This is a genomic window from Comamonas sp. C11, from assembly GCF_024496285.1.
In the GTDB taxonomy this organism is placed as follows: Bacteria; Pseudomonadota; Gammaproteobacteria; order Burkholderiales; family Burkholderiaceae_C; genus Comamonas; species Comamonas testosteroni_F.
Genome location: NZ_CP101743.1, coordinates 977,375 through 998,696 on the forward strand (window position 1 = coordinate 977,375; position 21,322 = coordinate 998,696).

General features: G+C 60.8%; 20 protein-coding genes and 1 tRNA gene. 16 read left to right on the top strand and 5 right to left on the bottom strand.

Annotation, left to right across the window (positions count from 1 at the left end; translation table 11 throughout):
- Positions 1-146 precede the first annotated feature (146 nt).
- Complete coding sequence (locus NOX35_RS04450; RefSeq protein ID WP_182285725.1) at positions 147-1,307, bottom strand: Do family serine endopeptidase; 1,161 nt, start codon at positions 1,305-1,307, stop codon at positions 147-149.
- A gap of 364 nt (positions 1,308-1,671) precedes the next feature.
- On the opposite strand from NOX35_RS04450, the gene NOX35_RS04455 reads away from it, so the two are divergent.
- Positions 1,672-2,997: an MFS transporter gene (locus NOX35_RS04455; protein WP_256495866.1), complete on the top strand. Its 1,326-nt coding sequence runs from the start codon at positions 1,672-1,674 to the stop codon at positions 2,995-2,997.
- 27 nt (positions 2,998-3,024) lie between these two features.
- On the opposite strand, the gene NOX35_RS04460 is transcribed toward NOX35_RS04455, so the two are convergent.
- Entirely contained in the window at positions 3,025-3,723 is a 699-nt protein-coding gene (locus tag NOX35_RS04460) for a GntR family transcriptional regulator (RefSeq protein WP_182285727.1), read from the bottom strand.
- A gap of 88 nt (positions 3,724-3,811) precedes the next feature.
- On the opposite strand from NOX35_RS04460, the gene NOX35_RS04465 reads away from it, so the two are divergent.
- From NOX35_RS04465 to pdxA, 5 genes are all read left to right on the top strand, one after another.
- Entirely contained in the window at positions 3,812-4,561 is a 750-nt protein-coding gene (locus NOX35_RS04465) for an enoyl-CoA hydratase/isomerase family protein (RefSeq protein WP_256495867.1), read from the top strand.
- Between the two features lie 50 nt (positions 4,562-4,611).
- Complete coding sequence (locus tag NOX35_RS04470; protein ID WP_256495868.1) at positions 4,612-5,574, top strand: tripartite tricarboxylate transporter substrate binding protein; 963 nt, start codon at positions 4,612-4,614, stop codon at positions 5,572-5,574.
- 29 nt (positions 5,575-5,603) lie between these two features.
- On the top strand, positions 5,604-7,178 hold the full coding sequence (locus NOX35_RS04475; RefSeq protein ID WP_256495869.1) for a malonyl-CoA synthase: 1,575 nt from the start codon (positions 5,604-5,606) through the stop codon (positions 7,176-7,178).
- Between the two features lie 115 nt (positions 7,179-7,293).
- Positions 7,294-8,052, top strand: a complete 759-nt coding sequence (locus tag NOX35_RS04480) for a Nif3-like dinuclear metal center hexameric protein (protein ID WP_256495870.1) — start codon at positions 7,294-7,296, stop codon at positions 8,050-8,052.
- A gap of 81 nt (positions 8,053-8,133) precedes the next feature.
- Positions 8,134-9,192 (top strand): 4-hydroxythreonine-4-phosphate dehydrogenase PdxA, encoded by a 1,059-nt coding sequence (pdxA, locus tag NOX35_RS04485; protein WP_182287101.1) that lies wholly within the window; start codon positions 8,134-8,136, stop codon positions 9,190-9,192.
- A gap of 116 nt (positions 9,193-9,308) precedes the next feature.
- On the opposite strand, the gene mscL is transcribed toward pdxA, so the two are convergent.
- Positions 9,309-9,743 (bottom strand): large conductance mechanosensitive channel protein MscL, encoded by a 435-nt coding sequence (gene mscL, locus NOX35_RS04490; protein WP_003058572.1) that lies wholly within the window; start codon positions 9,741-9,743, stop codon positions 9,309-9,311.
- Between the two features lie 149 nt (positions 9,744-9,892).
- Here mscL and petA point away from each other — a divergent pair, with 149 nt between their 5' ends.
- The 6 genes from petA (at position 9,893) to NOX35_RS04520 (ending at position 14,188) form a co-directional block, all read left to right on the top strand.
- On the top strand, positions 9,893-10,495 hold the full coding sequence (gene petA, locus NOX35_RS04495; RefSeq protein ID WP_182285732.1) for a ubiquinol-cytochrome c reductase iron-sulfur subunit: 603 nt from the start codon (positions 9,893-9,895) through the stop codon (positions 10,493-10,495).
- 14 nt (positions 10,496-10,509) lie between these two features.
- On the top strand, positions 10,510-11,925 hold the full coding sequence (locus NOX35_RS04500) for a cytochrome bc complex cytochrome b subunit (protein WP_003062172.1): 1,416 nt from the start codon (positions 10,510-10,512) through the stop codon (positions 11,923-11,925).
- A 17-nt stretch (positions 11,926-11,942) separates the two neighbouring features.
- Complete coding sequence (locus NOX35_RS04505) at positions 11,943-12,698, top strand: cytochrome c1 (RefSeq protein ID WP_256495871.1); 756 nt, start codon at positions 11,943-11,945, stop codon at positions 12,696-12,698.
- 100 nt (positions 12,699-12,798) lie between these two features.
- Entirely contained in the window at positions 12,799-13,410 is a 612-nt protein-coding gene (locus tag NOX35_RS04510; protein WP_003058564.1) for a glutathione S-transferase N-terminal domain-containing protein, read from the top strand.
- Positions 13,411-13,509: 99 nt separating this feature from the next.
- Positions 13,510-14,028: a ClpXP protease specificity-enhancing factor gene (locus NOX35_RS04515; RefSeq protein ID WP_256495872.1), complete on the top strand. Its 519-nt coding sequence runs from the start codon at positions 13,510-13,512 to the stop codon at positions 14,026-14,028.
- An 84-nt stretch (positions 14,029-14,112) separates the two neighbouring features.
- A tRNA-Thr gene (locus tag NOX35_RS04520) sits at positions 14,113-14,188 on the top strand.
- A 56-nt stretch (positions 14,189-14,244) separates the two neighbouring features.
- Here NOX35_RS04520 and NOX35_RS04525 read toward each other — a convergent pair.
- Positions 14,245-14,550 (bottom strand): hypothetical protein, encoded by a 306-nt coding sequence (locus tag NOX35_RS04525; RefSeq protein ID WP_256495873.1) that lies wholly within the window; start codon positions 14,548-14,550, stop codon positions 14,245-14,247.
- 316 nt (positions 14,551-14,866) lie between these two features.
- Between NOX35_RS04525 and secA the strand changes: the two genes are divergently transcribed.
- From secA to NOX35_RS04545, 4 genes are all read left to right on the top strand, one after another.
- Positions 14,867-17,626, top strand: coding sequence for a preprotein translocase subunit SecA (gene secA / locus NOX35_RS04530; RefSeq protein ID WP_256495875.1), 2,760 nt, complete (start codon positions 14,867-14,869; stop codon positions 17,624-17,626).
- 370 nt (positions 17,627-17,996) lie between these two features.
- Positions 17,997-19,226 carry a bifunctional glutamate N-acetyltransferase/amino-acid acetyltransferase ArgJ gene (argJ, locus tag NOX35_RS04535; RefSeq protein ID WP_182285736.1) on the top strand — a complete coding sequence of 410 codons (1,230 nt, stop codon included), beginning with the start codon at positions 17,997-17,999 and terminating at the stop codon, positions 19,224-19,226.
- A gap of 296 nt (positions 19,227-19,522) precedes the next feature.
- Positions 19,523-20,458 (top strand): ATP-binding protein, encoded by a 936-nt coding sequence (locus tag NOX35_RS04540; protein ID WP_182285737.1) that lies wholly within the window; start codon positions 19,523-19,525, stop codon positions 20,456-20,458.
- A 12-nt stretch (positions 20,459-20,470) separates the two neighbouring features.
- The gene (locus tag NOX35_RS04545) at positions 20,471-20,941 is read left to right on the top strand and encodes an NUDIX domain-containing protein (protein WP_149354961.1); all 471 of its coding nucleotides are present in this window, start codon (positions 20,471-20,473) and stop codon (positions 20,939-20,941) included.
- 116 nt (positions 20,942-21,057) lie between these two features.
- Here NOX35_RS04545 and NOX35_RS04550 read toward each other — a convergent pair whose 3' ends face one another.
- Positions 21,058-21,267 carry a DNA gyrase inhibitor YacG gene (locus NOX35_RS04550; protein ID WP_034357520.1) on the bottom strand — a complete coding sequence of 70 codons (210 nt, stop codon included), beginning with the start codon at positions 21,265-21,267 and terminating at the stop codon, positions 21,058-21,060.
- Positions 21,268-21,322 lie beyond the last annotated feature (55 nt).

Here is a 21,322-nt window from a genome sequence, read left to right on the forward strand (position 1 = left end):
TTTGATAGCTGCCGGTGCTTTCCCTGCAAGCGCTTGAGCCGTATTTTCTGACGAGTCCTGATGGTGCCGCTGCGGCTTGCAGAGCGGGCCGGAGCATGAAAAAAGCCAGCGGCTGGCGCTGGCTTTTCGGTTTGTTGGCGCTGCAATCAGCGGCGTGGGCGGCTCTGCTGCTGCAAGGTGCTGGCTGCTGGGCGGGCTCCCGGAGTGATGTCCAGCACGACTTCGCTGTCGCCACGGCGCACATCGAACTTGGCGGCTTCGCCGGGCTTGAGCGAGGCCACGGCCGTCAGCAGTTCGGAGACATTGCGGGTCGCGGTCTCGCCCACCTTGACGATCACGTCGCCGGGGCGCATGCCGGCCTGCGCGGCGGGGCCGGCCTGCAGCACGCCGGTGATGATGACGCCGGCATCGGCCTTGACGCCAAAGGTCTCGGCCAGCTCGGGCGAGAGCTCGTTGGGTTCCACGCCGATCCAGCCGCGCGTGACCTTGCCGTCCTTGACGATGCCGTCCAGCACCATCTTGGCAGTGGAGACGGGAATCGCGAACCCGATGCCCATGCTGCCGCCAGAGCGCGAGTAGATGGCCGTGTTGATGCCCAGCAGATTGCCGTTGGCATCCACCAGCGCACCGCCGGAGTTGCCGGGGTTGATGGCCGCGTCGGTCTGGATGAAGTTCTCGAAGGTGTTGATGCCCAGCTGGCTGCGGCCCAGGGCGCTGATGATGCCGCTGGTCACTGTCTGGCCCACGCCGAAGGGGTTGCCGATGGCCAGCACGCGGTCACCCACAGCGACCTGATCGGAGTTGCCCAGCACGATGACGGGCAGCTTGTCGAGCTCGATCTTGAGAATGGCCAGATCGGTCTCGGGGTCTGTTCCTATGATCTTGGCCTTGGCCTGACGGCTATCGGTCAGCGTGACCTCGATATCGTCGGCGCCCTCCACCACATGGTTGTTGGTGAGGATGTAGCCATCTTGACTGATGATGACGCCGCTACCCAAACCAGATTGCTCCTGCGGACCCTGATCGCCAAAGAAGAACTGGAACCACGGGTCGTTGGCGCGCGGGTGGCGTACCGCCTTGCTGGTGTTGATGCTGACCACGGCGGGCGAGGCCTTGCGCGCGGCAGGCGCAAAGCTGCCGGGAGCGACTTCACCCGCTGGAGTGGATGGAGCCTGCAGCAGTGAAACACCGGCACTGCTACGGATATTTCCGCGCTGAAGCCAAGTGGGCTGTAGGGTAGCCACTACAAAATAGATAGCCACCAGCACGGTGACGACCTGCGAAAACAGCAGCCAGGTGCGTTTCATGTAATGCGTATAGGTAGTGAGGGGAACAAGCCCACATTGTGAAGCATGGCTGCGCCAAGCGTCGAAGCGAACATTTGCTTGCAAGCAAATGCATAACGCAAAGCTTTGCAGAATGCAGGGCCTATGGCTATAGGACTGCAAGCATCTAAAGTTTTATGCGTCCAGGATATATGAGTGAAAACCCTAGAATGTTTTTTCGACTGCGCTTACGCCGCCGTTACTGAAGTGACTGCCCACAAGGTGCCCATATTCAGTTTGGTGTGGCTTTGCATCTGAAGCCCGCCGCAATCGGTCTGCCACTGCACGTTGACCCGTGATCAGCGGCCTTATCCGCGCTGTCCTGTTGTTCGATCTAGGAAACACCATGACTACGCTTGACCACGCTGCATCGGCTGACGCGCCGGCTGCAGCGACGAATCGTCTCCTGAACCGGGAGGACTACAAGACCCTGGGCTTATCGGCCCTGGGCGGAACGCTGGAGTTTTACGACTTCGTGGTGTTCGTCTTTTTTGCCAATGTGATTGGCAGCCTGTTTTTTCCAGCCTCACTGCCGGAGTGGATGCGCCAGCTGCAGACGCTGGGTATTTTCGCTGCCGGCTATCTGGCGCGCCCCATCGGCGGCATTTTGATTGCCCACTTCGGCGACATCCTGGGTCGCAAGAAGATGTTCACGCTGTCAGTGTTCCTGATGGCCGTGCCCACGCTGGTCATCGGCCTGCTGCCGACTTATGAAACCATAGGCTTGGCCGCTCCCATCCTGCTGCTGCTGATGCGCGTGATGCAAGGTGCCGCCATCGGCGGTGAAATGCCCGGCGCCTGGGTGTTCGTCGCCGAGCATGCTCCCGAAAAGCGCTACGGCTTTGCGATCGGCGCATTGACCTCCGGCATTACCGGCGGTATTTTCCTGGGCTCCATCATCGGGGTCTGGCTCAACAGCACCTACAGCCAGGGCGAGATCCACGACTGGGCCTGGCGCCTGCCCTTCATCCTGGGCGGTGTCTTCGGTCTGGTGTCGGTGTATCTGCGCAAGTTCCTGCACGAGACCCCCATCTTCCAGGAACTGCAGGCCCGCAAGGCCGCTGACCGCGAACTGCCGATCAAGACCATCTTGCGCGACCACAGGGAAGCCTGCGTTGTCGTGGCGCTGATGACCTGGGTACTGTCCACGGCGATCGTGGTGGTGATCCTGTTCACGCCGGCCTATCTGCAAAAGGTGTTCCACATCGAGCCTGCGATGGCCCTGAAGGCCAATGCCGTGGCGACCGTGACGCTGACCATAGGCTGCGTGTTCTGGGGCTGGCTGTCCGACAAGATCGGCACCAAGCTGACCATGCTCATCGGCTGGGGCGGCATGACGGCCACAGCCTATCTGTTCTACCTGAACCTGCCTGGCAACGAAGCTTCGCTGATCTGCAACTATGCGACCGTGGGCTTCTTCGTGGGCTCCATCTCGCTGCTGCCCGTGGTGGGCGTGCGGGCCTTCCCGCCCGAAGTGCGCTTCACCGGTCTGTCCTTCTCCTACAACATGGCCTATGCCGTGTTCGGTGGCCTGACACCGATGCTGGTGTCCGTATGGCAGCAGGTGGATGTGATGGCGCCTGCCCACTATGTGGCGGCCATGGGCGTGCTGGGCATGGCCATGGGCTTTTGGCCGCTGGCATGCAAGGGCTGGAAGCCGCGCAGAGGGTGAGTCTGCACAGCGAATGAGAAAAGGCAGTCAGCAGTGGCTGCCTTTTTTTTCGCCGCTCGCGCGCTTGCGGCGGCGTGGCTGCATGGCGGGCGCGGAGACGGTGCTCAGCACCATGTCGGCAAAGGCGCTCCCGCCCGCCGAGATATGGTTGCGCATGGCCTCGGCAGCGACTTCGCTGTTGCCGGCCAGAATGGCGTTCACCACGGTTTCATGCTCCGCCTGGGAGTGCAGCAGGCGCTCCGGCTTTTCAAACATCTTGCTGCGGTAGGGGGCGACCCTGAGTCTGGCCTCACGGGTTTGCTCGACGATAAATGTGTTTCCGCTAGACTGATATATCAAATCGTGCAGTCTGGCATTTGCCTGTTCGTAGGCAATGGAGTCGGCCGTACGCGCATGGGCTGCCGTCTGCGCCAGAGCCGCTTGCAGCTGCGTTCTCTGCTCCGAGTTGATGCGCCTGGCCGCCAGGCGCGCCAGCACGCCTTCCAGTTCGGCAAGTCCTTCCATCATCGCAATCAGCTCACGGGGATCGAGGTGGCGCACGTAGATGCCAACGCGCGGAAGAATGCTCACCATCCCCTTGGCAGATAGCAACAGCAGGGCTTCGCGTACTGGCGTGCGCGAAGCCCGGAAACGCTCGCACAGCGCCTGTTCGTCGATGGCGGCGCCCGGCCGCAATGCGCCGTTGCGCAGGTCTTGCTCCAGTGCCAGCCGTATGCGGTCCTGCATGCTGAGCGCGTCTAGGGTTTCTGCCGTTGGTGGATGTTTTGGCTTCATTGTTTAATATTAGATATATCTATTCATATTTCTGATACGCATGAACCCAAGACTGGATTTCCAGGACTGTATGGCAACCATCACACTCCAGCGTCCCACGGTGGCGAACCGTCTGGCGCCCGATGATTTGCCGGTACTCATTGAATGCATAGCATGCGTCAATCAGAGGGAGGATGTACGGGTGCTGGTGTTGCGTAGCGAAGGCAGGTATTTCTGCAGTGGCTACGATATATCACAAATCGAAAACAGCCAGAGTCAGGGCAGCAGCTTCGGAGAGATGGTGGACGTGGTTGAGCAGTGCCGCGCGGTGACCATTGCCGCCATTCAAGGGGGCGTATACGGCGGCGCAACTGATCTGGCACTGGCTTGCGACTTTCGCGTGGGTTCGATGGCGGCGGACATGTTCATGCCCGCCGCAAGACTGGGCCTGCATTTCTATGCCTCGGGGTTGGAGCGCTATGTCAGCCGTCTGGGGCTCGATACCGCCAAGCGCCTGTTTCTGAGCTGCGAGCGCCTGGATGCCGAGCAGATGAAGGCCTGCGGCTTCCTGACGCATCTGGTGGCACAAACGGAGCTTGAAGAGACCGTGGCGAGTCTGGCCGGGACGCTGGGAGCGATGGCGCCCTTGGCCTTGTTTGGCATGAAAAAACACCTGAACCTGATTGCCTGCGGTCGCCATGATCCAGAGGCGATTGCGCGCGAAGTGCAGCGCTCGGTGGAGTCCGAGGATCTGCGCGAGGGCGGCCTGGCCTGGCGCGAAAAGCGCACGCCTCTCTTCAGGGGTTGCTAGCACCGGCTTGCCGCCGAAAAACATCCATACCTTCCACCAAGGAGACAAGCATGTTCAAGAAAGCATTGGTATCGGCCTGCCTGCTGAGCGCCAGCGCGCTGGTGCTGGCAGACAGCTATCCGTCGCGGCCCATCACGCTGATGGTGGGCTTTCCGCCCGGCGGTGGCGCCGACGCGGTGGCGCGCATCGTCAGTGAAAAACTGGGGCGGGTGTTGAATCAGTCGGTGCTGGTGGACAACCGCCCCGGCGCAGGCACGACGATTGCGTCGGACCTGGTGGCGCGGGCGCCAGCCGACGGCTACACCTTGCTGCTGGGCTCAGCCAATCTGTATGGCACGGACCAGATTCTTTACAAGAGTGCGCGCTATGACGGCGTCAGGAGCTTCACGCCCATCATGCGCTGGAGCGATTCGCCGATGCTGCTTGCGGTGAAAAAGGACTTTCCCGAGAAAACGGTGGCCGGACTGATCGAGCAGGCCCGCAAGCATCCCGGCAAGCTGACGTATTCCTCGTCCGGCACCGGAGTGGTCACGCATCTGGCCGGTGCGTCGTTTGCGCATGCCGCCGGCATCGACATGCTGCATGTGCCGTTCAAGGGTGGCGCGCCTTCGATCCAGGCCGTGGGCGCGGGTGACGTGGACATGACCTTCGGGACGCCGCCCTCGGTGATGCCGATGGCCGCTGGCGGCAAGCTGCGCATCTTGGCCGTGACCACGGCCCAGCGCTCACAGCTGTTTCCCGATCTGCCGGCCATGCAGGAGTCCGGCATCGACGGGGCGGACTTCACGCTCTGGTTCGGCCTGTATGGGCCGGCCAAGTTGCCCAGGGAGATCACGCAAAAGCTGTTCGAGGCCAGCCGCCAGGCCTTGAGCGACCCGGAAGTCAAGGCCAAGCTTGAAAAGCAGGGCGTTGTGGCCTATCCCTCGGCATCGCCCCAGGAGTTTGAAACCTGGGCCCAGGCCGATGGCAAGAAGCAAAAAGCCATTGCCGAGCGGGCCATGGTCGCGCAATGAACCGGTTTCTTCCACAGAGAGTTCTTCGTATGTCTGATAACAATATGTTCAGCGCGCTGCGTGCCGCTTTTCCGGTCGATCTGGACGAGGTCGCCATCGAGGCCGTCTCGCCCCAGGTGTCGGCGGGCGAGCCGTTGCTGTATACCTGGCGCGACCTAGACCGCATGAGTGCGCGCATGGCGAATTGGCTGGCTTCGCTCGGTCTGCCCGTCGGCAGCCGTATTGCGGTGCAGGTGGAAAAGTCGGTCGAGGCGCTGATGCTGTACCTGGCCACATTGCGGGCGGGCCATGTGTTCCTGCCGCTCAATACCGCCTACCAGAGCGCCGAGATCGAATATTTCATCGGCAATGCCGAGCCCGCCGTGGTGGTGTGCACGCCCGGCAATGCGCACTGGTTGGCAAAGGTGGCCGCGGCCTGCGGCACGCAGCATGTCTTTACGCTGGGCGAAGCGCAGGACGGCAGCCTGCTGGAGCAGGCGCTGCGCTTCGACGACGTGCATGTGCCCCTGCCGCGCCAGGCCGACGATCTGGCCGCCATTCTCTACACCAGCGGCACCACGGGTCGCAGCAAGGGGGCGATGCTATCGCATGGCAACTTGCTCTCGAACGCGCTCATGCTCAGACAGTACTGGGGCTGGCGCACGCGCGAGCAGGGCGGCGACGTGCTGATCCACGCCTTGCCGATCTTTCATGCGCACGGGCTGTTCGTCGCCATCCATGGCGCGCTGATCAATGGCAGCAAGATCATCTGGATGGCGAAATTTGATGCCAGGGCCGTGATCGCGGCCATGCCGCGCGCCACCGTGTTCATGGGCGTGCCCACGCTGTATGTGCGCATGCTGGCCGAGCCGACGCTGACCAGGGCGGCGGCCAGCCGGATGCGGCTGTTCATCTCGGGCTCGGCACCGCTGCTCATCGAAACCTTTGGCGAGTGGCGCCAGCGCACCGGCCACACCATTCTCGAGCGCTATGGCATGAGCGAGACCATCATGCTTACCTCCAATCCCTACGGTCCCGATGCGCGCCACGGCGGGCAGGACGAGCGCCGCGGCGGCACCGTGGGCTTTGCGCTGCCCGGTGTGGGAGTACGCGTGGCGGGCGACAGCGGCCAGCCGCTGCCCACGGGCGAAGTCGGTGCCATCGAGGTCAGCGGACCCAATATCTTCAAAGGTTATTGGCGCATGCCTGAAAAAACGGCGCAGGAGTTCACTGCAGACGGCTGGTTCAGGACCGGAGACGTCGGCAAGGTGGATGAGCGCGGCTATATCACCATCGTGGGTCGCAGCAAGGATCTGATCATCAGCGGTGGCTACAACGTTTATCCGGCGGAGATCGAAGGCTTTATCAACGACATGCCCGGTGTGGCCGAGAGCGCTCTGGTCGGGGTGCCGCACCCGGATTTCGGCGAGGTGGGCGTGGCGGTGGTTGTCGCCAGGCCGGGGCATTCGCCCGGTAGCGAGGCGATCGTCGCGCAGCTGAAAGCGCAGCTCGCCAACTTCAAGATTCCCAAGCGCTGCTTTGTCGTGGCGGAGCTGCCGCGCAATGCCATGGGCAAGGTGCAGAAAAACCTGCTGCGTGATCAGTATCAAAGTCTTTTCACTTGAAAAGCATAGCTGCTGTCGCATGCTGTTAAACATTTTCAGCAATTTTTAGTGTTGAAATGATTGTTCAGCATGCGATAGATGCTCCTTACTTTGAAACAATCAGGGTGCGACAATCATGGGCATGATGACCACCCGCCAAGACATGTTGCAGGCCTTCGATGCCTTGCTGCAGCCCGAACGTTTCAAGGACTACGGACCCAACGGCCTGCAGGTCGAAGGCAAGAGCGAGATTCGTCGCATCGTCAGCGGCGTTACGGCCAGTCGCGCCCTGATCGAAGCTGCGATCGAGGCAGGGGCCGATGCCATCTTCGTGCACCACGGTCTGTTCTGGCGCGGCATGGATGGTCGGATCACGGGCTGGCTCAAGGAGCGCATCCGCCTGCTGCTGGCACATGACATCAATCTGTTTGCCTATCACCTGCCGCTGGATGCCCATGCCGAACTGGGCAACAACGCGCAACTGGGTGCCAGGCTCGGCGTGCAGGGACAGGGCGCATTCGGCGATCAGAATCTGGGCTGGCTGGCCGATGTGGACTTTGCCGATGCCACTGCTCTGGCCCAGCATGTGCAAGGCGTGCTGGGGCGCAAGGTGACGCTGGCCGGTGTGCAGGAGCACCAGCCGATCCGCAAGCTGGCCTGGTGCACCGGAGGGGCGCAGGGCTTTTTCGAGTCCGCGATTGCCGCCGGCGCCGATGCCTATATCACCGGCGAGATCTCCGAGCCCCAGATGCATCTGGCGCGAGAGATGGGCGTGAGCTTTATCGCTGCCGGCCATCACGCCACCGAGCGCTACGGCGCGCCTGCCGTGGCAGCCCATGTAGCCCGGGAGTGCGGGCTGGAGCACTGCTTCATCGATATCGACAACCCGGCCTGATCCGGACCTGGACCTTCGTTTCTCACTTTTGATGGCTGCAAGCACTTGGGAACAGAGGAGCTTGCGGCGACTCTGATGCCTATGTCCGTCATTGCTTCAACCCAAACCATTGCCATCACCCAGGGCGACTGTGCAGGCATAGGGCCTGAAATCATCGCCAAGGCTTTTCGGGCTGCACCGCAGGCCATGCGCGGCTGCTTTGTAGTGGGCGAGTTGCAGACTCTGCGCCGTGCGACTGCGCTGGCAGCGCGGGCCGCCGACGGCGACCAGGCCATCGCCCAGCCCGTGGTGGTGATCGATGAGCCGGGCGAAGCCTGGTCTGTTCCGGAAGGTGCTGTCGCGCTGCTGAACCTGCCGGGGCTGGCGGGGCCCCAGCCCTATGGCCAGATTTGCGCAGCTGCCGGGCAGGCCGCGGCGCAATGTGTGGTCTGGGCCGCGCAAGCGGCTTTGCGTGGCGAGATTGCCGCCCTGGTCACGGCACCCTTGCACAAGGAGGCGCTGCATCTGGCAGGCGTGACTTTCCCCGGGCACACGGAACTTCTGCAGGCCGAGGCGGCTGCCCATGCGGGCGTTTCGCTGGAACAGATGCCGGTGCGCATGATGCTGGCGAACGACGAGCTGCGCACCGTGCTGGTCAGCATCCATGTCTCGCTGCGCGAGGCCATCGAGGCCGTGACCGGGCCGCAGATCCTGCAGACCTTGCGCATCACGCATCAGGCGCTGAGCAGAAGCCTGGGACGCGCGCCGCGCATTGCCGTGGCCGGGCTCAATCCGCATGCGGGCGAGGGCGGCATCTTCGGTCGTGAGGAAATCGAGATCATTGCCCCGGCGATCGCGGCAGCGCAGGCTGAAGGCATGGATGTGCAGGGGCCGTTTGCGCCGGACACGGTCTTCATGCGGGCGCGAAATACGCCAGATCACCCGGGTGAATTCGATGCGGTGTTGGCGATGTACCACGACCAAGGGTTGATCCCAGTCAAATATTTGGGTGTGGAAAAAGGCGTCAACGTGACCCTGGGTTTGCCGCTGGTACGCACCAGTCCCGACCATGGCACGGCCTTTGACATTGCCGGCCTGGGCGTGGCCGACGAGGCCAGCCTGCTCGAAGCCGTGCACATGGCCCGCAGTCTGGCTATTTGACGGGGTTTCTCCGCGGCAGATCGCGCGGTGGCCGCCCGGAGGCGTGCACGGCATTCGCACCCATGAAAAAAGCCTGCCGGTGCCGGCAGGCTTTCAGTCATCGGATTTGAAGGATCTCAGGCCTTGCGATTGAGGCTGTCGCGGATCTCGCGCAGCAGCTGAATGTCTTCAGGCGTAGCGGGTGCTTGCTCCGGTGCCGCAGGTGCCTCGCGCTTGAGGCGGTTGATCTGCTTGACCATCATGAAAATGATGAAGGCCAGAATCACGAAATTCACTGCAACCGTGATGAAGTTGCCGTAGGCAAATACAGGAATGCCGGCTTTTTTCAGTGCATCCAGAGTACGAGGAACTCCTTCGGGCATGGTGCCCAGAACGACGAACAGGTTGGAAAAATCCAGCTTGCCAAAGAACAGGCCCACCAGAGGCATGATGAGGTCGTTGACCACGGAATCAACGATTTTCCCGAACGCGCCGCCGATGATCACGCCCACGGCAAGATCCATGACGTTTCCCTTGATTGCGAACTCGCGGAATTCTTGCATCATGCCCATAAGCAGTTCCAGTCACTAAGAGTTTGAGATAGCGCAGTATTGCGTGACTTTGGCCGTTGTCAACGTCGGACTGGGGCTGGAATAACCATAACCCCGCCGCTAGAATTTGCAGTTGACCCCAAATCAAGCGATGTACTTCGAGGAAATCCATGAGTGACTCTCCAGTCGACTCCAGCAAGCGCACGTGGATCATCACGTCAGCATGTGCTGGTGCCGTGGGCGGTGTGGCAACGGCCGTCCCTTTTGTGAGCTCCTTCCAGCCTTCTGAAAAAGCCAAAGCAGCAGGTGCTGCGGTAGAGGTGGATATCTCCAATCTCAAGGATGGTGAGAAGCTCACCGTCGAGTGGCGTGGCAAGCCGGTGTGGATCATCAAGCGCACACCCGAGCAGCTCAAGGACTTGCCAGGCCTCGATGGCGAACTGGCAGACCCAGGCTCGGCGCGTCATCCCGAAGAGTTCACTCCTCCCTATGCGCGCAATGAAGCGCGCTCCATCAAGCCTGAAATCCTGGTGGTCGTGGGCATCTGCACGCATCTGGGCTGCTCTCCCACCGACAAGTTCGTCGCCGGGCCTCAGCCTTCGCTGCCTGCAGACTGGAAGGGCGGTTTCCTGTGCCCATGCCATGGCTCCACCTTTGACATGGCCGGCCGGGTGTTCAAGAACAAGCCAGCTCCGGACAACCTGCAAGTGCCGCCACATATGTATCTGTCCGACACCAAGCTGCTGATTGGTGAAGACACCAAGGCAGCCTGAGGGAGACAAGAACAATGGCCCACGAATTCAAGCAAATCGACCCGAACTCCACGACCGGAGCGAAGGCCATGAACTGGCTGGAGAACCGGTTTCCGACGGCATTCGATGCGTACCGCGTCCATATGTCGGAGTACTACGCTCCCAAGAACTTCAACTTCTGGTACATCTTCGGCTCGCTGGCGCTGCTGGTGCTGGTGATCCAGATCGTCACCGGCATCTTCCTGGTGATGCACTACAAGCCCGATGCCGAAAAGGCGTTTGCTTCCGTGGAATACATCATGCGTGATGTGCCCTGGGGCTGGCTGATCCGCTACATGCACTCCACAGGCGCCTCGGCGTTCTTTGTGGTGGTCTATCTGCATATGTTCCGCGGTCTTCTGTATGGTTCTTACCGCAAACCACGTGAACTGGTCTGGATCTTCGGCTGCGCCATCTTCCTGGTGCTGATGGCCGAAGCCTTTATGGGCTATCTGCTGCCCTGGGGCCAGATGTCGTACTGGGGCGCTCAGGTGATCGTGAACCTGTTCTCCGCCATCCCCTTTGTCGGTCCCGATCTGGCTCTGCTGATCCGTGGCGACTATGTGGTGGGCGATGCGACTCTGAACCGCTTCTTCAGCTTCCACGTGATCGCCGTGCCTCTGGTGCTGCTGGGTCTGGTCGTCGCGCATTTGCTGGCGCTGCACGACGTGGGCTCCAACAATCCCGATGGTATTGAGATCAAGGGCCCGAATGCGCCCAAGGATGAAAAAGGCCGCCCTCTGGATGGCGTTCCCTTCCATCCCTACTACACGGTGCATGACATCTTTGGCGTGACGGTGTTCCTGTTCCTGTTCTCGGCCGTGGTGTTCTTTGCGCCCGAGTTCGGCGGCTACTTCCTGGAGTACAACAACTTCATCCCGGCCGACCCGCTCAAGACGCCCAATCACATTGCCCCTGTCTGGTATTTCACGCCCTTCTATTCGATGCTGCGTGCCATCACCAGCGAGATGATGTATGTGCTGATCGCCTGCGTGGTGCTGGGTGCCGGCTACGGCATTCTCAAGTCGCGCCTGCCCGGTTTTGCCAAGGGCGCCGTCGCCATCGTGGCTCTGGGTGCCATCGCCATGATGCTGTCCATCGATGCCAAGTTCTGGGGCGTGGTCGTCATGGGTGGTGCGGTCATCATCCTGTTTGCCCTGCCCTGGCTCGATTGCAGCCCGGTCAAGTCGATCCGCTATCGTCCCAGCTGGCACAAATATGTGTATGCAGTGTTTGTGGTGAACTTCGTCGTCCTGGCCTATCTGGGGGTGCAGCCTCCGTCGCCGGTGGGCGAGAAGGTGTCGCAGGTCGGCACGCTGTTCTACTTCGGCTTCTTCCTGCTCATGCCCTGGTGGAGCCGCTTGGGTGAAACCAAGCCCGTGCCCGAGCGTGTCACCTTCAAGCCTCACTGAAGCAGGAGAGAACAAGAATGAAGAAACTGATTCTGACCCTGGTTGCAGCCCTGGGTATCGCCGGTGCTGCGCAAGCCTCCGAAGGCGGCATCCACTGGGACAAGGCGCCGGTCAACACCAGCAATACGGCATCCCTGCAAAATGGTGCCAAGATCTTTGTCAATTACTGCCTGAGCTGCCACTCCGCTGCCTTCATGCGTTTCAATCGCTTGAAGGACATCGGCCTGACCGATCAGGACATCAAGGACAATCTGCTGTTCAGCACCGACAAGGTGGGTGAGACCATGAAGGCAGCCATCAATCCCAAGGAAGCCAAGGAGTGGTTCGGTGCCAACCCTCCCGACCTGACCGTGATTGCGCGCTCGCGTGCCGGCTCGGGCGGCTCGGGAGCTGATTACCTGTATACCTTCTTGCGTACTTTCTACAGGGATGACACCAAGGCCACGGGCTGGAATAATCTCGCCTTTCCCAGCGTAGGCATGCCGCATGCGCTGTGGGAGCTGCAGGGTGAGCGTCGCGCCATCTTCGAAGAGCATGACGACCATGGAACTAAGACCCAGGTCTTCAAGGGTTGGGAGCAGGTGTCTCCTGGCAAGATGAGCGCAGTGCAGTACGATCAGGCAGTTGGCGATCTGGTGAATTACCTGCAATGGATGGGGGAGCCGGCTCAGAACACCCGAACCCGTATCGGGGTGGGCGTGTTGATTTTCCTGGCCTTCTTCATCTTTATCGCTTGGCGCCTGAATGCCGCGTTCTGGAAAGACGTGAAATAGGCTTTGCCGCCGTGCAGAAGTTGTCTGCAGCCAAACCGTGTTAGTGCAGAGTGGGGTGCCGTGGGCAACCCACTCTTTTTGATTTTTAGGAGTCTCCACCATGATGGTGCTTTATTCGGGAACGACTTGCCCCTTCTCACACCGCTGCCGCTTTGTGCTGTTTGAAAAAGGCATGGATTTCGAGATCCGCGATGTGGACTTGTTCAGCAAGCCCGAAGAAATCGCCGTGATGAACCCCTATGGTCAAGTGCCAATCCTGGTCGAGCGCGACCTGATTCTGTACGAGTCCAACATCATCAACGAGTACATCGATGAGCGCTTTCCCCATCCCCAGCTGATGCCTGGTGACCCTGTGGACCGTGCCCGTGTGCGCCTGTTCCTGCTGAACTTCGAAAAGGAGCTGTTCGTGCACGTGAGCGCTCTGGAAGAGCGCAACGTCAAGGGCAACGAAAAGGCTCTGGAGAAGGCTCGTGCCCATATCCGTGACCGCCTGACCCAGATGGCGCCCATCTTCCTGAAGAACAAGTACATCATGGGCGAGAACTTCTCCATGCTGGATGTGGCGATTGCTCCCCTGCTGTGGCGCCTGGACTATTACGGCATCGAGCTGTCCAAGAATGCTGCCCCTCTGCTCAAGTATGCCGAGCGCATTTTCTCGCGCCCCGCTTACATTGAAGCACTGACTCCCTCTGAAAAGGTCATGCGCAAGTAATTGCACATGAGCGCAGAGCGGGCATGTTGAAGGGCTTTCCTTCATCTGCCCGCTTTTTTGTCTTTGCAATCTTCTGGATTTGATTCGTCAGGAAATGAGATGACAGCCCCTGAAACGACTTCAACCCGCCCGTATCTGCTGCGGGCATTGTTTGAATGGTGTACCGACAATGGTTTGACGCCGCATATTGCCGTGCGCGTGGACCGCAGCACCCAGGTGCCCATGGAGTTCGTGCGTGATGGTCAAATCGTGCTCAACATCAGCTATGACGCGACCAGCGGCCTGCTGATCGGCAATGAGTATGTTGAATTCAAGGCACGCTTTGGCGGCCAGCCACGGGAAATCATGGTGCCTGTGGCGAACGTCATGGCCATCTATGCCCGCGAGACCGGCCAGGGCATGGCCTTCCCGCCCGAGGAGGACGAAGTCCCCGAGGATGGCGATGCACCATCGATGGAAGATGCCGAGCCCGAGATGGAGTCGGATGAGGAGTCCTCGGCCGAGCGTGTGGTGCAACTGGTTCCTGTCAAGGCGGAAGCAGAAGCTTGCGGCGAAGATGACGCTCCTCGTACACCGCCACCCGCAGGTGGTCGTCCGGCGCTCAAGCGTGTGAAGTAGTCCGGTCAGCGTTTTTGCCGGTAGATCGGGAAATTTCAGGATTCTTCTTTTGGGGCTGAATTTCTACGTTAGAATTCAGTCTTCGCCGGTTTAGCTCAGTTGGTAGAGCACCCGCCTTGTAAGCGGTAGGTCGTCAGTTCGAATCCGACAACCGGCACCAAACAAATAGGTCTCTTCGGAGGCCTTTTTTGTTTTTCTGACTCTAAAAAGGTCTTGTCAGGCCTGAACTTTGATGCGGATGCTGTTGACAGTCCAGCCTTTGGTGCGCAGATGAGCCGCCATGGCCGGCAGCAATTGGCGCACTTTGGCCGCAGCAGCGTTGTTTTTCACAATCAGGCACCAGCCGCCCTCATCAATGGGGCCGGCCTGCAAGCTGGCGCGCAGCATGGGCGGAACCAGGGGTAAAACGGCTTTGAGCCGGTTGCTGGAGTCCTGAGTCAGTGCTGCCAGGCGCGCCAATGTGGGAGAAGACTCCATGGCATTGATGGCAGTTACGGCGTGATGGCGGCGAACAATGGTCATGCGAGCGGCAAACAGTTGGGCAGGGGCTAAGCCCGAGCTTAGCTCAGCCGGGAATGAATGCCGCAGTGCCGGCTATTTGCGCGCGCAGTGCAATCCCATACGTGCTCTGGAGTAGCGAAAAGCCAAGGCAGGCTTGCGCGGTTAGAATCATTTTTTGGTCCTGTCCCAGTTTGGGGTGCGTCAGGAGGTTTTTTCACCCATTTCGGGTGTGGCTCTTGACTGCCGCAGGGACGGCCCCATCTGAAGACCAACAATCAAGGGATTCTGGACACATTGCTTTGCGCAACAGGCAAAAAAGCAATGTGCCTTCGCACGCATGGCCACCAATTTCCTCACCAAACTGTTCGGCAGCCGCAATGACCGGTTGCTCAAGCAATACCGTAAAACAGTCGCTCGCATCAATGCGATGGAGCCTGAGTACGAAAAGCTCAGCGATGAGGCATTGCGCGCCAAGACGCAGGAGTTCAAGGACCGCGTTGCCAAGGGCGAGGCGCTGGACGAGTTGTTGCCTGAAGCCTTTGCCGTAGTGCGTGAAGGCTCCAAGCGCGTCATGAAGATGCGTCACTTCGACGTACAGATGCTGGGCGCCATGGCGCTGCATTACGGCAAGATTGCCGAAATGCGCACCGGCGAAGGCAAGACGCTGACCGCGACGCTGCCCGTGTACCTCAATGCCCTGTCGGGCGAGGGCGTGCATGTCGTGACCGTCAACGATTACCTGGCCAACCGCGATGCCACGACCATGGCCCGCCTCTACAACTTCCTCGGCCTGTCGGTGGGCATCAACCTGCCCAATCTGTCGCGCGAACAAAAGCAGCAGGCATACAACTCCGACATCACCTACGGCACGAACAACGAATACGGCTTCGACTACCTGCGTGACAACATGGTGTACGAGCCCGGCGACCGCGTGCAGCGCGTGCTGAACTACGCCATCGTCGACGAGGTGGACTCCATCCTGATCGACGAGGCGCGCACTCCGTTGATCATCTCCGGCCCGGCCGAAGATCACACGGCCATGTACGTGGCCATGAACCAGATCGTGCCGAATCTGGTGCGCCAGGAGGGTGAAGCCGATCCCCGTACGGGCGAAGGCGTGACCAAGCCCGGCGATTTCACGGTTGATGAGAAATCCCATCAGGTCTACCTGACTGATCAAGGCTATGAAGCGGCCGAGCGCCTGCTGGCCCATGCCGGCCTGATCGCCGAAGGCTCGTCCCTGTACGACCCGTCCAATATCTCTCTGGTGCATCATCTGTACGCCGCGCTGCGTGCCAACCAGCTGTATTTCCGCGACCAGCACTATGTGGTGCAGAACGACGAAATCGTGATCGTGGACGAGTTCACCGGCCGTCTGATGGCTGGCCGCCGCTGGAGCGATGGTCTGCACCAGGCCGTGGAAGCCAAGGAAGGTGTGGCCATCCAGGCCGAGAACCAGACCATGGCCTCGATCACCTTCCAGAACTACTTCCGTCTCTACAAGAAGCTGTCGGGCATGACCGGTACGGCCGACACCGAGGCCTACGAATTCCAGGAAATCTATGGCCTGGAGACCGTGGTGGTGCCGCCCAACAAGCCCAGCAAGCGCCAGGACCAGCTCGATCGCGTCTACAAGACCACCAAGGAAAAGTACGACGCGGCGATCAAGGATATCCGCGAGTGCTACGAGCGCGGCCAGCCCGTGCTGGTCGGCACGACCTCGATCGAGAACTCCGAAATCATCGACCAGCTGCTGACCCGCGAAAAGCTGCCCCATCAGGTGCTCAACGCCAAGCAGCATGAGCGTGAGGCCGACATCATTGCCCAGGCGGGCAGCGAAGGCATGATCACCATCGCCACCAATATGGCCGGCCGTGGTACCGACATCGTGCTGGGCGGCAATATCGACAAGCAGCTCAAGGCCATCGAGAGCAACGAGGCGCTGAGCGAGACCGAGCGCAACCAGCAGATCGAGCAGCTGCGTGCCGACTGGCAAGTGGCCCACGACAAGATCGTGGCGCTGGGCGGCCTGCGCATCATCGCCACCGAGCGTCATGAGTCGCGCCGTATCGACAACCAGCTGCGTGGCCGCTCGGGCCGCCAGGGCGACCCCGGTTCCTCGCGCTTCTATCTGAGCCTGGATGACCAGCTGATGCGCATCTTCGCGGGCGATCGCGTCAAGGCCATCATGGACCGCCTGAAGATGCCCGAAGGCGAAGCCATCGAGGCCGGCATCGTGACCCGCTCCATCGAGTCTGCACAGCGCAAGGTCGAAGCCCGCAACTTCGACATGCGCAAGCAGCTGCTCGAATATGACGATGTGGCGAACGACCAGCGCAAGGTGATCTACCAGCAGCGCAACGACATTCTGGACTCGACCGATCTGGGCGGCATGCTGGCCGCCATGCGCGAGGACGTGATCACCGATCTGGTGCGTCAGTACGTGCCGGCCGATTCCATGGAAGAGCAGTGGGATGTGCCCGGCCTGGAGAAGGCGCTGGCCAGCGAATGGCAGATCGATCTTTCCTTGCAGCAGGACGTGGCGGGCTCGGAATCCATCACCGACGAAGACATTCTGGAAAAGGTCGTCAAGGCGGCCCACGATCTGTTCGACGCCAAGGTGGCCCTGATCGGCCAGGAAAACTTCACGCAATTCCAGCGTGCCGTGCTGCTGCAGAGCTTCGACACCAACTGGCGTGACCACCTGGCCGCGCTGGACTATCTGCGCCAGGGCATTCACCTGCGCGGCTATGCCCAGAAGCAGCCCAAGCAGGAATACAAGCGCGAGGCTTTCGAGCTGTTCCGCCAACTGATCGATCAGGTCAAGACCGAAGTCACCCGCGTGCTGATGACGGTCCAGGTCCGCTCGCGCGAAGAGATGGACGAAGCCGCCGTCGCCATGAACGAGCGCGGCGCGCAGAGCCTGGAGCACATGAGCTATGCCTCGCCCTCGGAGACCGAAGGCATGAGCATCGAAGACGACGTGATGCTGGCCGAGCCTCTGGCCATGCCCGAGGGCGTGCATGTGGGCCGCAACGACCCTTGCCCTTGCGGCAGCGGCAAGAAGTTCAAGCTTTGCCACGGCAAGCTGTCCTGACCCCCTGAGGCGCTTTGCGCCTTGCCCCAAGGGGGACTCACGGCCCCGCCGTGAGGCGGCTCTGGCTTGGGCGTCTCAAGCTGCATTTACAACACGGGCTTTGGCCCGTGTTTGCATTGGGACTCAGCTTTTTGCGCAACAAAATCCGGCAAGTCCGATCAGGCCTCCGTTTGTTCCGATAATGGGGAACGTTTTGCTTGCAGTCCGAACTTGCCCCGCGGACTGTAAATCAGTGGCGTGCTCCAGGCGAGAGACATCGAGCAAGGGCCGCCCCGCAGCGAGGATGTCGTCCCCCTCCCGCCAGGCGAGAGAGGGGGAAGCCGCGCAGCGGCTCAGGGGGTGTCTTCTACTTTTCTAGGAACATACAGAAATGTCCGTGAATCTTTCCGCTCCCGTCGCCGCTGATCTGCTGGCGATCAATGGCGTTCGCATTGGTGTTACCGAAGCCGGCGTGCGCAAGGCCAATCGCAAGGACCTGACGGTGTTCCTGCTCGACGCAGGCGCCTCGGTGGCGGGCGTCTTCACCCAGAACCGTTTCTGCGCAGCTCCCGTGCAGATCTGCCGCGAGCATCTGGCGGCCGGTACCGGCATCCGCGCCATGGTCATCAACACCGGTAATGCCAATGCCGGCACCGGCGCAGCCGGTCTGGCCAATGCCCGTGCCACCTGCGCGGCTCTGGCCAAGGAGCTGGATCTGAACGCGGGCCAGATCCTGCCTTTTTCCACCGGCGTGATCATGGAAGAGCTGCCCGTGGACCGCATCGTGGCGGGCATGCCCAAGGCCATCGCTGCCGCCAAGGAAGATAACTGGGCCAGTGCTGCCGAAGGCATCATGACCACCGACACCTTGCCCAAGGCTTTCAGCCGCAGCGTCAGCATTGGCGGCAAGACGGTCTCCATCACCGGCATCAGCAAGGGCGCGGGCATGATCCGCCCCAATATGGCGACCATGCTGGGCTTTCTGGCTACCGATGCGGCGATCGCACCCGAGTTGCTGCAGCCCCTGGTCAAGGAGCTGGCCGACGGCTCCTTCAACCGCGTGACCATTGATGGCGACACCTCCACCAATGACTCGTTCGTGCTGATCGCCACCCACAAGGCAGGCAACGCCCAGATCAAGGAGCTCTCCAGCGCCGAAGGCGAGCAGCTCAAGGCCGCATTGCTGGAAGTGGCGCAAAAACTCGCGCAGGCCATTGTTCGCGATGGCGAGGGCGCCACCAAGTTCATCAGCGTCAAGGTCGAGGGCGGCAAGAATGAGGAGGAGTGCCGTCTGGTCGCTTACTCCATTGCCCACTCTCCCCTGGTCAAGACGGCCTTTTTTGCTTCCGACCCCAACCTGGGTCGCATCCTGGCTGCTGTAGGCTATGCCGGCATTGCCGATCTGGATCAGACCAAGATCGATCTGTTCCTGGACGATGTGCATGTGGTGGTCGACGGCGGCCGCAACCCTTCCTACAAGGAAGAAGACGGCCAGCGCGTGATGAAGCAGCAGGAGATCCTGGTGCGCGTGGTGCTGGGTCGTGGCGATGCCGCGCAGACGGTATGGACCTGCGATCTGAGTCACGAATATGTGACGATCAATGCGGATTACCGGTCGTAATTGAGCACCCCCTGAGGCGCGTTGCCTGGGCGGTCCCGCCTGGGCAACGCGCCTTCCCCCTCTCTCGATGCGTTGCATCGGGAGGGGGACGATACCTTCGCTGCGAGGCGGCTCTTGCTCGGTATCTCTGGCTTGGGCCGCGCCAGCTTATGCCTCGTTGGCGACTGCGTTTGCTGCAATTTAAGGAGCTGCCTACGTTCGCCCGTATTGATTTTCGATTGCTTTTCAATCTGAAATCAACATTGGGCTGACGCAAGAAGCTATAAAAATATGGAGATTTGGTCGTGCAAGATGTGATGAATCCTTTGGAGCGCTTGGTCGAGCGTGCCGAGCAATTGATGCAGCGCATCGAGTCCGTGCTGCCCCAGCCCCTGCAGGCGCCCGCCGATTGGAATGCGGCGATTGCCTGGCGCTACCGCAAGCGCGCGAACGGCTGCGGCGTGCTGGAGCCGGTGCGCCATGTGGGCGCCATGCAGTTGTCCGATCTGCAGAACATCGATGTGCAAAAGGAAAAGATTGCCCGCAATACCGAGCAGTTCGTCAGCGGTCGCACGGCCAACAACGTGCTGCTGACGGGCGCGCGCGGCACGGGCAAGTCCTCGCTGATCCGCGCCTGTCTGCACAGCTATGCGCCCCAGGGCCTGCGTCTGATCGAGGTGGACAAGGCTGATCTGACCGATCTTCCCGACATCGTCGATGTGGTTGCCGGCCGGAGCGAGAAATTCATCATCTATTGCGATGACCTGAGCTTTGAAGAGGGCGAGCCCGGCTACAAGGCCATGAAGTCCATGCTGGATGGCTCGGTTTCCGCGGCCACGCCCAATGTGCTTGTCTATGCCACCAGCAATCGCCGCCATCTGCTGCCCGAGTACATGACGGACAACCTGGCGCAGCAAAAAAGCGAGAACGGCGAGATCCATCCCGGCGAGGTGGTGGAGGAGAAAATCTCCCTGTCAGAGCGCTTCGGCCTCTGGGTGAGCTTCTACCCCTTCAGTCAGGACGAGTATCTGCGCGTGGTGGCGCAGTGGCTGTCTGCGCTGGGCATGGACCAGGCCACCATCGAGGCGGCCAGGCCCGAAGCCCTGGTCTGGGCGCTGGAGCGCGGCTCGCGCAGCGGCCGTGTGGCCCACCAGTTCGCGCGCGACTATGCGGGCCGCAACGAGCGCCCCGTGACGGTCAAGAAGCGCATTGAAGATGTGGACGGTCTGGCTGAAGAAGCAGACCTGGAATGAAGAAAGAGTTTTGTGGAAGTGACTGCTGAAACACAGGCGCAGCGCAAGCACACGGAAGTGGCCGTGGGCGTGCTGTTGCGCGAATCCGATGGGGCGCTGCTGATTTCAAGCCGCCCCGCAGGCAAGCCGTATGCGGGCTACTGGGAGTTTCCTGGTGGCAAGCTGGAAGCCGGCGAGAGCGTGGAGCAGGCCTTGCGCCGCGAGCTGATCGAAGAGCTGGGTGTGACCATTGGCCAGGCCCATGCCTGGAAGGTGACCGAGCATGACTACCCGCATGCACTGGTGCGTCTGCACTGGTGCAAGGTGACGGAATGGACGGGCGAGTTCGAGATGCGCGAGGGCCAGCAGATGGCCTGGCAGCAGCTGCCGCTCGATGTGCACCCCGTCCTGCCCGGCGCCTATCCCGTGCTGCAATGGCTGAGCGAGGAGCGCGGCCTGGTCTTTGATCAAAGCCATTACGAGGCGCAGCAGCCCGTGGAGTGAGGCAGTAAGCTCTTGAATGGAGAGTGCCTTGCGCCTGATGATTCTGGATTTACTTGGGTAGCCAAGCTGAAATCGGGAAATATAAGGCGCAAGTTGCTCCTGTTTTTGAGGCGTTCTTAGTTTTCTGTGCGTGGATCGCCAAACGGTGCATCTTCGGGAGGCGTCTGAGCCGGAACGCGGAACTCTTCATTGCCCCAGGCGCCCAGGTCGATATTGCGGCAACGCTCGCTGCAGAAGGGGCGGAATTTGTTGCTGGGCAAAAAAACGCTGGGGCCGCCGCAGGTCGGGCATTTCACCATGGTGGGGGATTGCTTGTCAGTGCTCATGGCGTAGATGTATCACAGCTGGAAAACACGGGTGGTCGACCCTGAAAGCCATTGA

Excerpts from the sequence above, each read along its gene's own strand:
- NOX35_RS04450 (WP_182285725.1), bottom strand. The coding sequence starts at position 1,307 with ATGAAACGCACCTGGCTGCTGTTTTCGCAGGTCGTCACCGTGCTGGTG.
- NOX35_RS04455 (WP_256495866.1), top strand. The coding sequence starts at position 1,672 with ATGACTACGCTTGACCACGCTGCATCGGCTGACGCGCCGGCTGCAGCG.
- NOX35_RS04460 (WP_182285727.1), bottom strand. The coding sequence starts at position 3,723 with ATGCAGGACCGCATACGGCTGGCACTGGAGCAAGACCTGCGCAACGGC.
- NOX35_RS04465 (WP_256495867.1), top strand. The coding sequence starts at position 3,812 with ATGAACCCAAGACTGGATTTCCAGGACTGTATGGCAACCATCACACTC.
- NOX35_RS04470 (WP_256495868.1), top strand. The coding sequence starts at position 4,612 with ATGTTCAAGAAAGCATTGGTATCGGCCTGCCTGCTGAGCGCCAGCGCG.
- NOX35_RS04475 (WP_256495869.1), top strand. The coding sequence starts at position 5,604 with ATGTCTGATAACAATATGTTCAGCGCGCTGCGTGCCGCTTTTCCGGTC.
- NOX35_RS04480 (WP_256495870.1), top strand. The coding sequence starts at position 7,294 with ATGGGCATGATGACCACCCGCCAAGACATGTTGCAGGCCTTCGATGCC.
- pdxA (WP_182287101.1), top strand. The coding sequence starts at position 8,134 with ATGTCCGTCATTGCTTCAACCCAAACCATTGCCATCACCCAGGGCGAC.
- mscL (WP_003058572.1), bottom strand. The coding sequence starts at position 9,743 with ATGGGCATGATGCAAGAATTCCGCGAGTTCGCAATCAAGGGAAACGTC.
- petA (WP_182285732.1), top strand. The coding sequence starts at position 9,893 with ATGAGTGACTCTCCAGTCGACTCCAGCAAGCGCACGTGGATCATCACG.
- NOX35_RS04500 (WP_003062172.1), top strand. The coding sequence starts at position 10,510 with ATGGCCCACGAATTCAAGCAAATCGACCCGAACTCCACGACCGGAGCG.
- NOX35_RS04505 (WP_256495871.1), top strand. The coding sequence starts at position 11,943 with ATGAAGAAACTGATTCTGACCCTGGTTGCAGCCCTGGGTATCGCCGGT.
- NOX35_RS04510 (WP_003058564.1), top strand. The coding sequence starts at position 12,799 with ATGATGGTGCTTTATTCGGGAACGACTTGCCCCTTCTCACACCGCTGC.
- NOX35_RS04515 (WP_256495872.1), top strand. The coding sequence starts at position 13,510 with ATGACAGCCCCTGAAACGACTTCAACCCGCCCGTATCTGCTGCGGGCA.
- NOX35_RS04525 (WP_256495873.1), bottom strand. The coding sequence starts at position 14,550 with ATGACCATTGTTCGCCGCCATCACGCCGTAACTGCCATCAATGCCATG.
- secA (WP_256495875.1), top strand. The coding sequence starts at position 14,867 with ATGGCCACCAATTTCCTCACCAAACTGTTCGGCAGCCGCAATGACCGG.
- argJ (WP_182285736.1), top strand. The coding sequence starts at position 17,997 with ATGTCCGTGAATCTTTCCGCTCCCGTCGCCGCTGATCTGCTGGCGATC.
- NOX35_RS04540 (WP_182285737.1), top strand. The coding sequence starts at position 19,523 with ATGAATCCTTTGGAGCGCTTGGTCGAGCGTGCCGAGCAATTGATGCAG.
- NOX35_RS04550 (WP_034357520.1), bottom strand. The coding sequence starts at position 21,267 with ATGAGCACTGACAAGCAATCCCCCACCATGGTGAAATGCCCGACCTGC.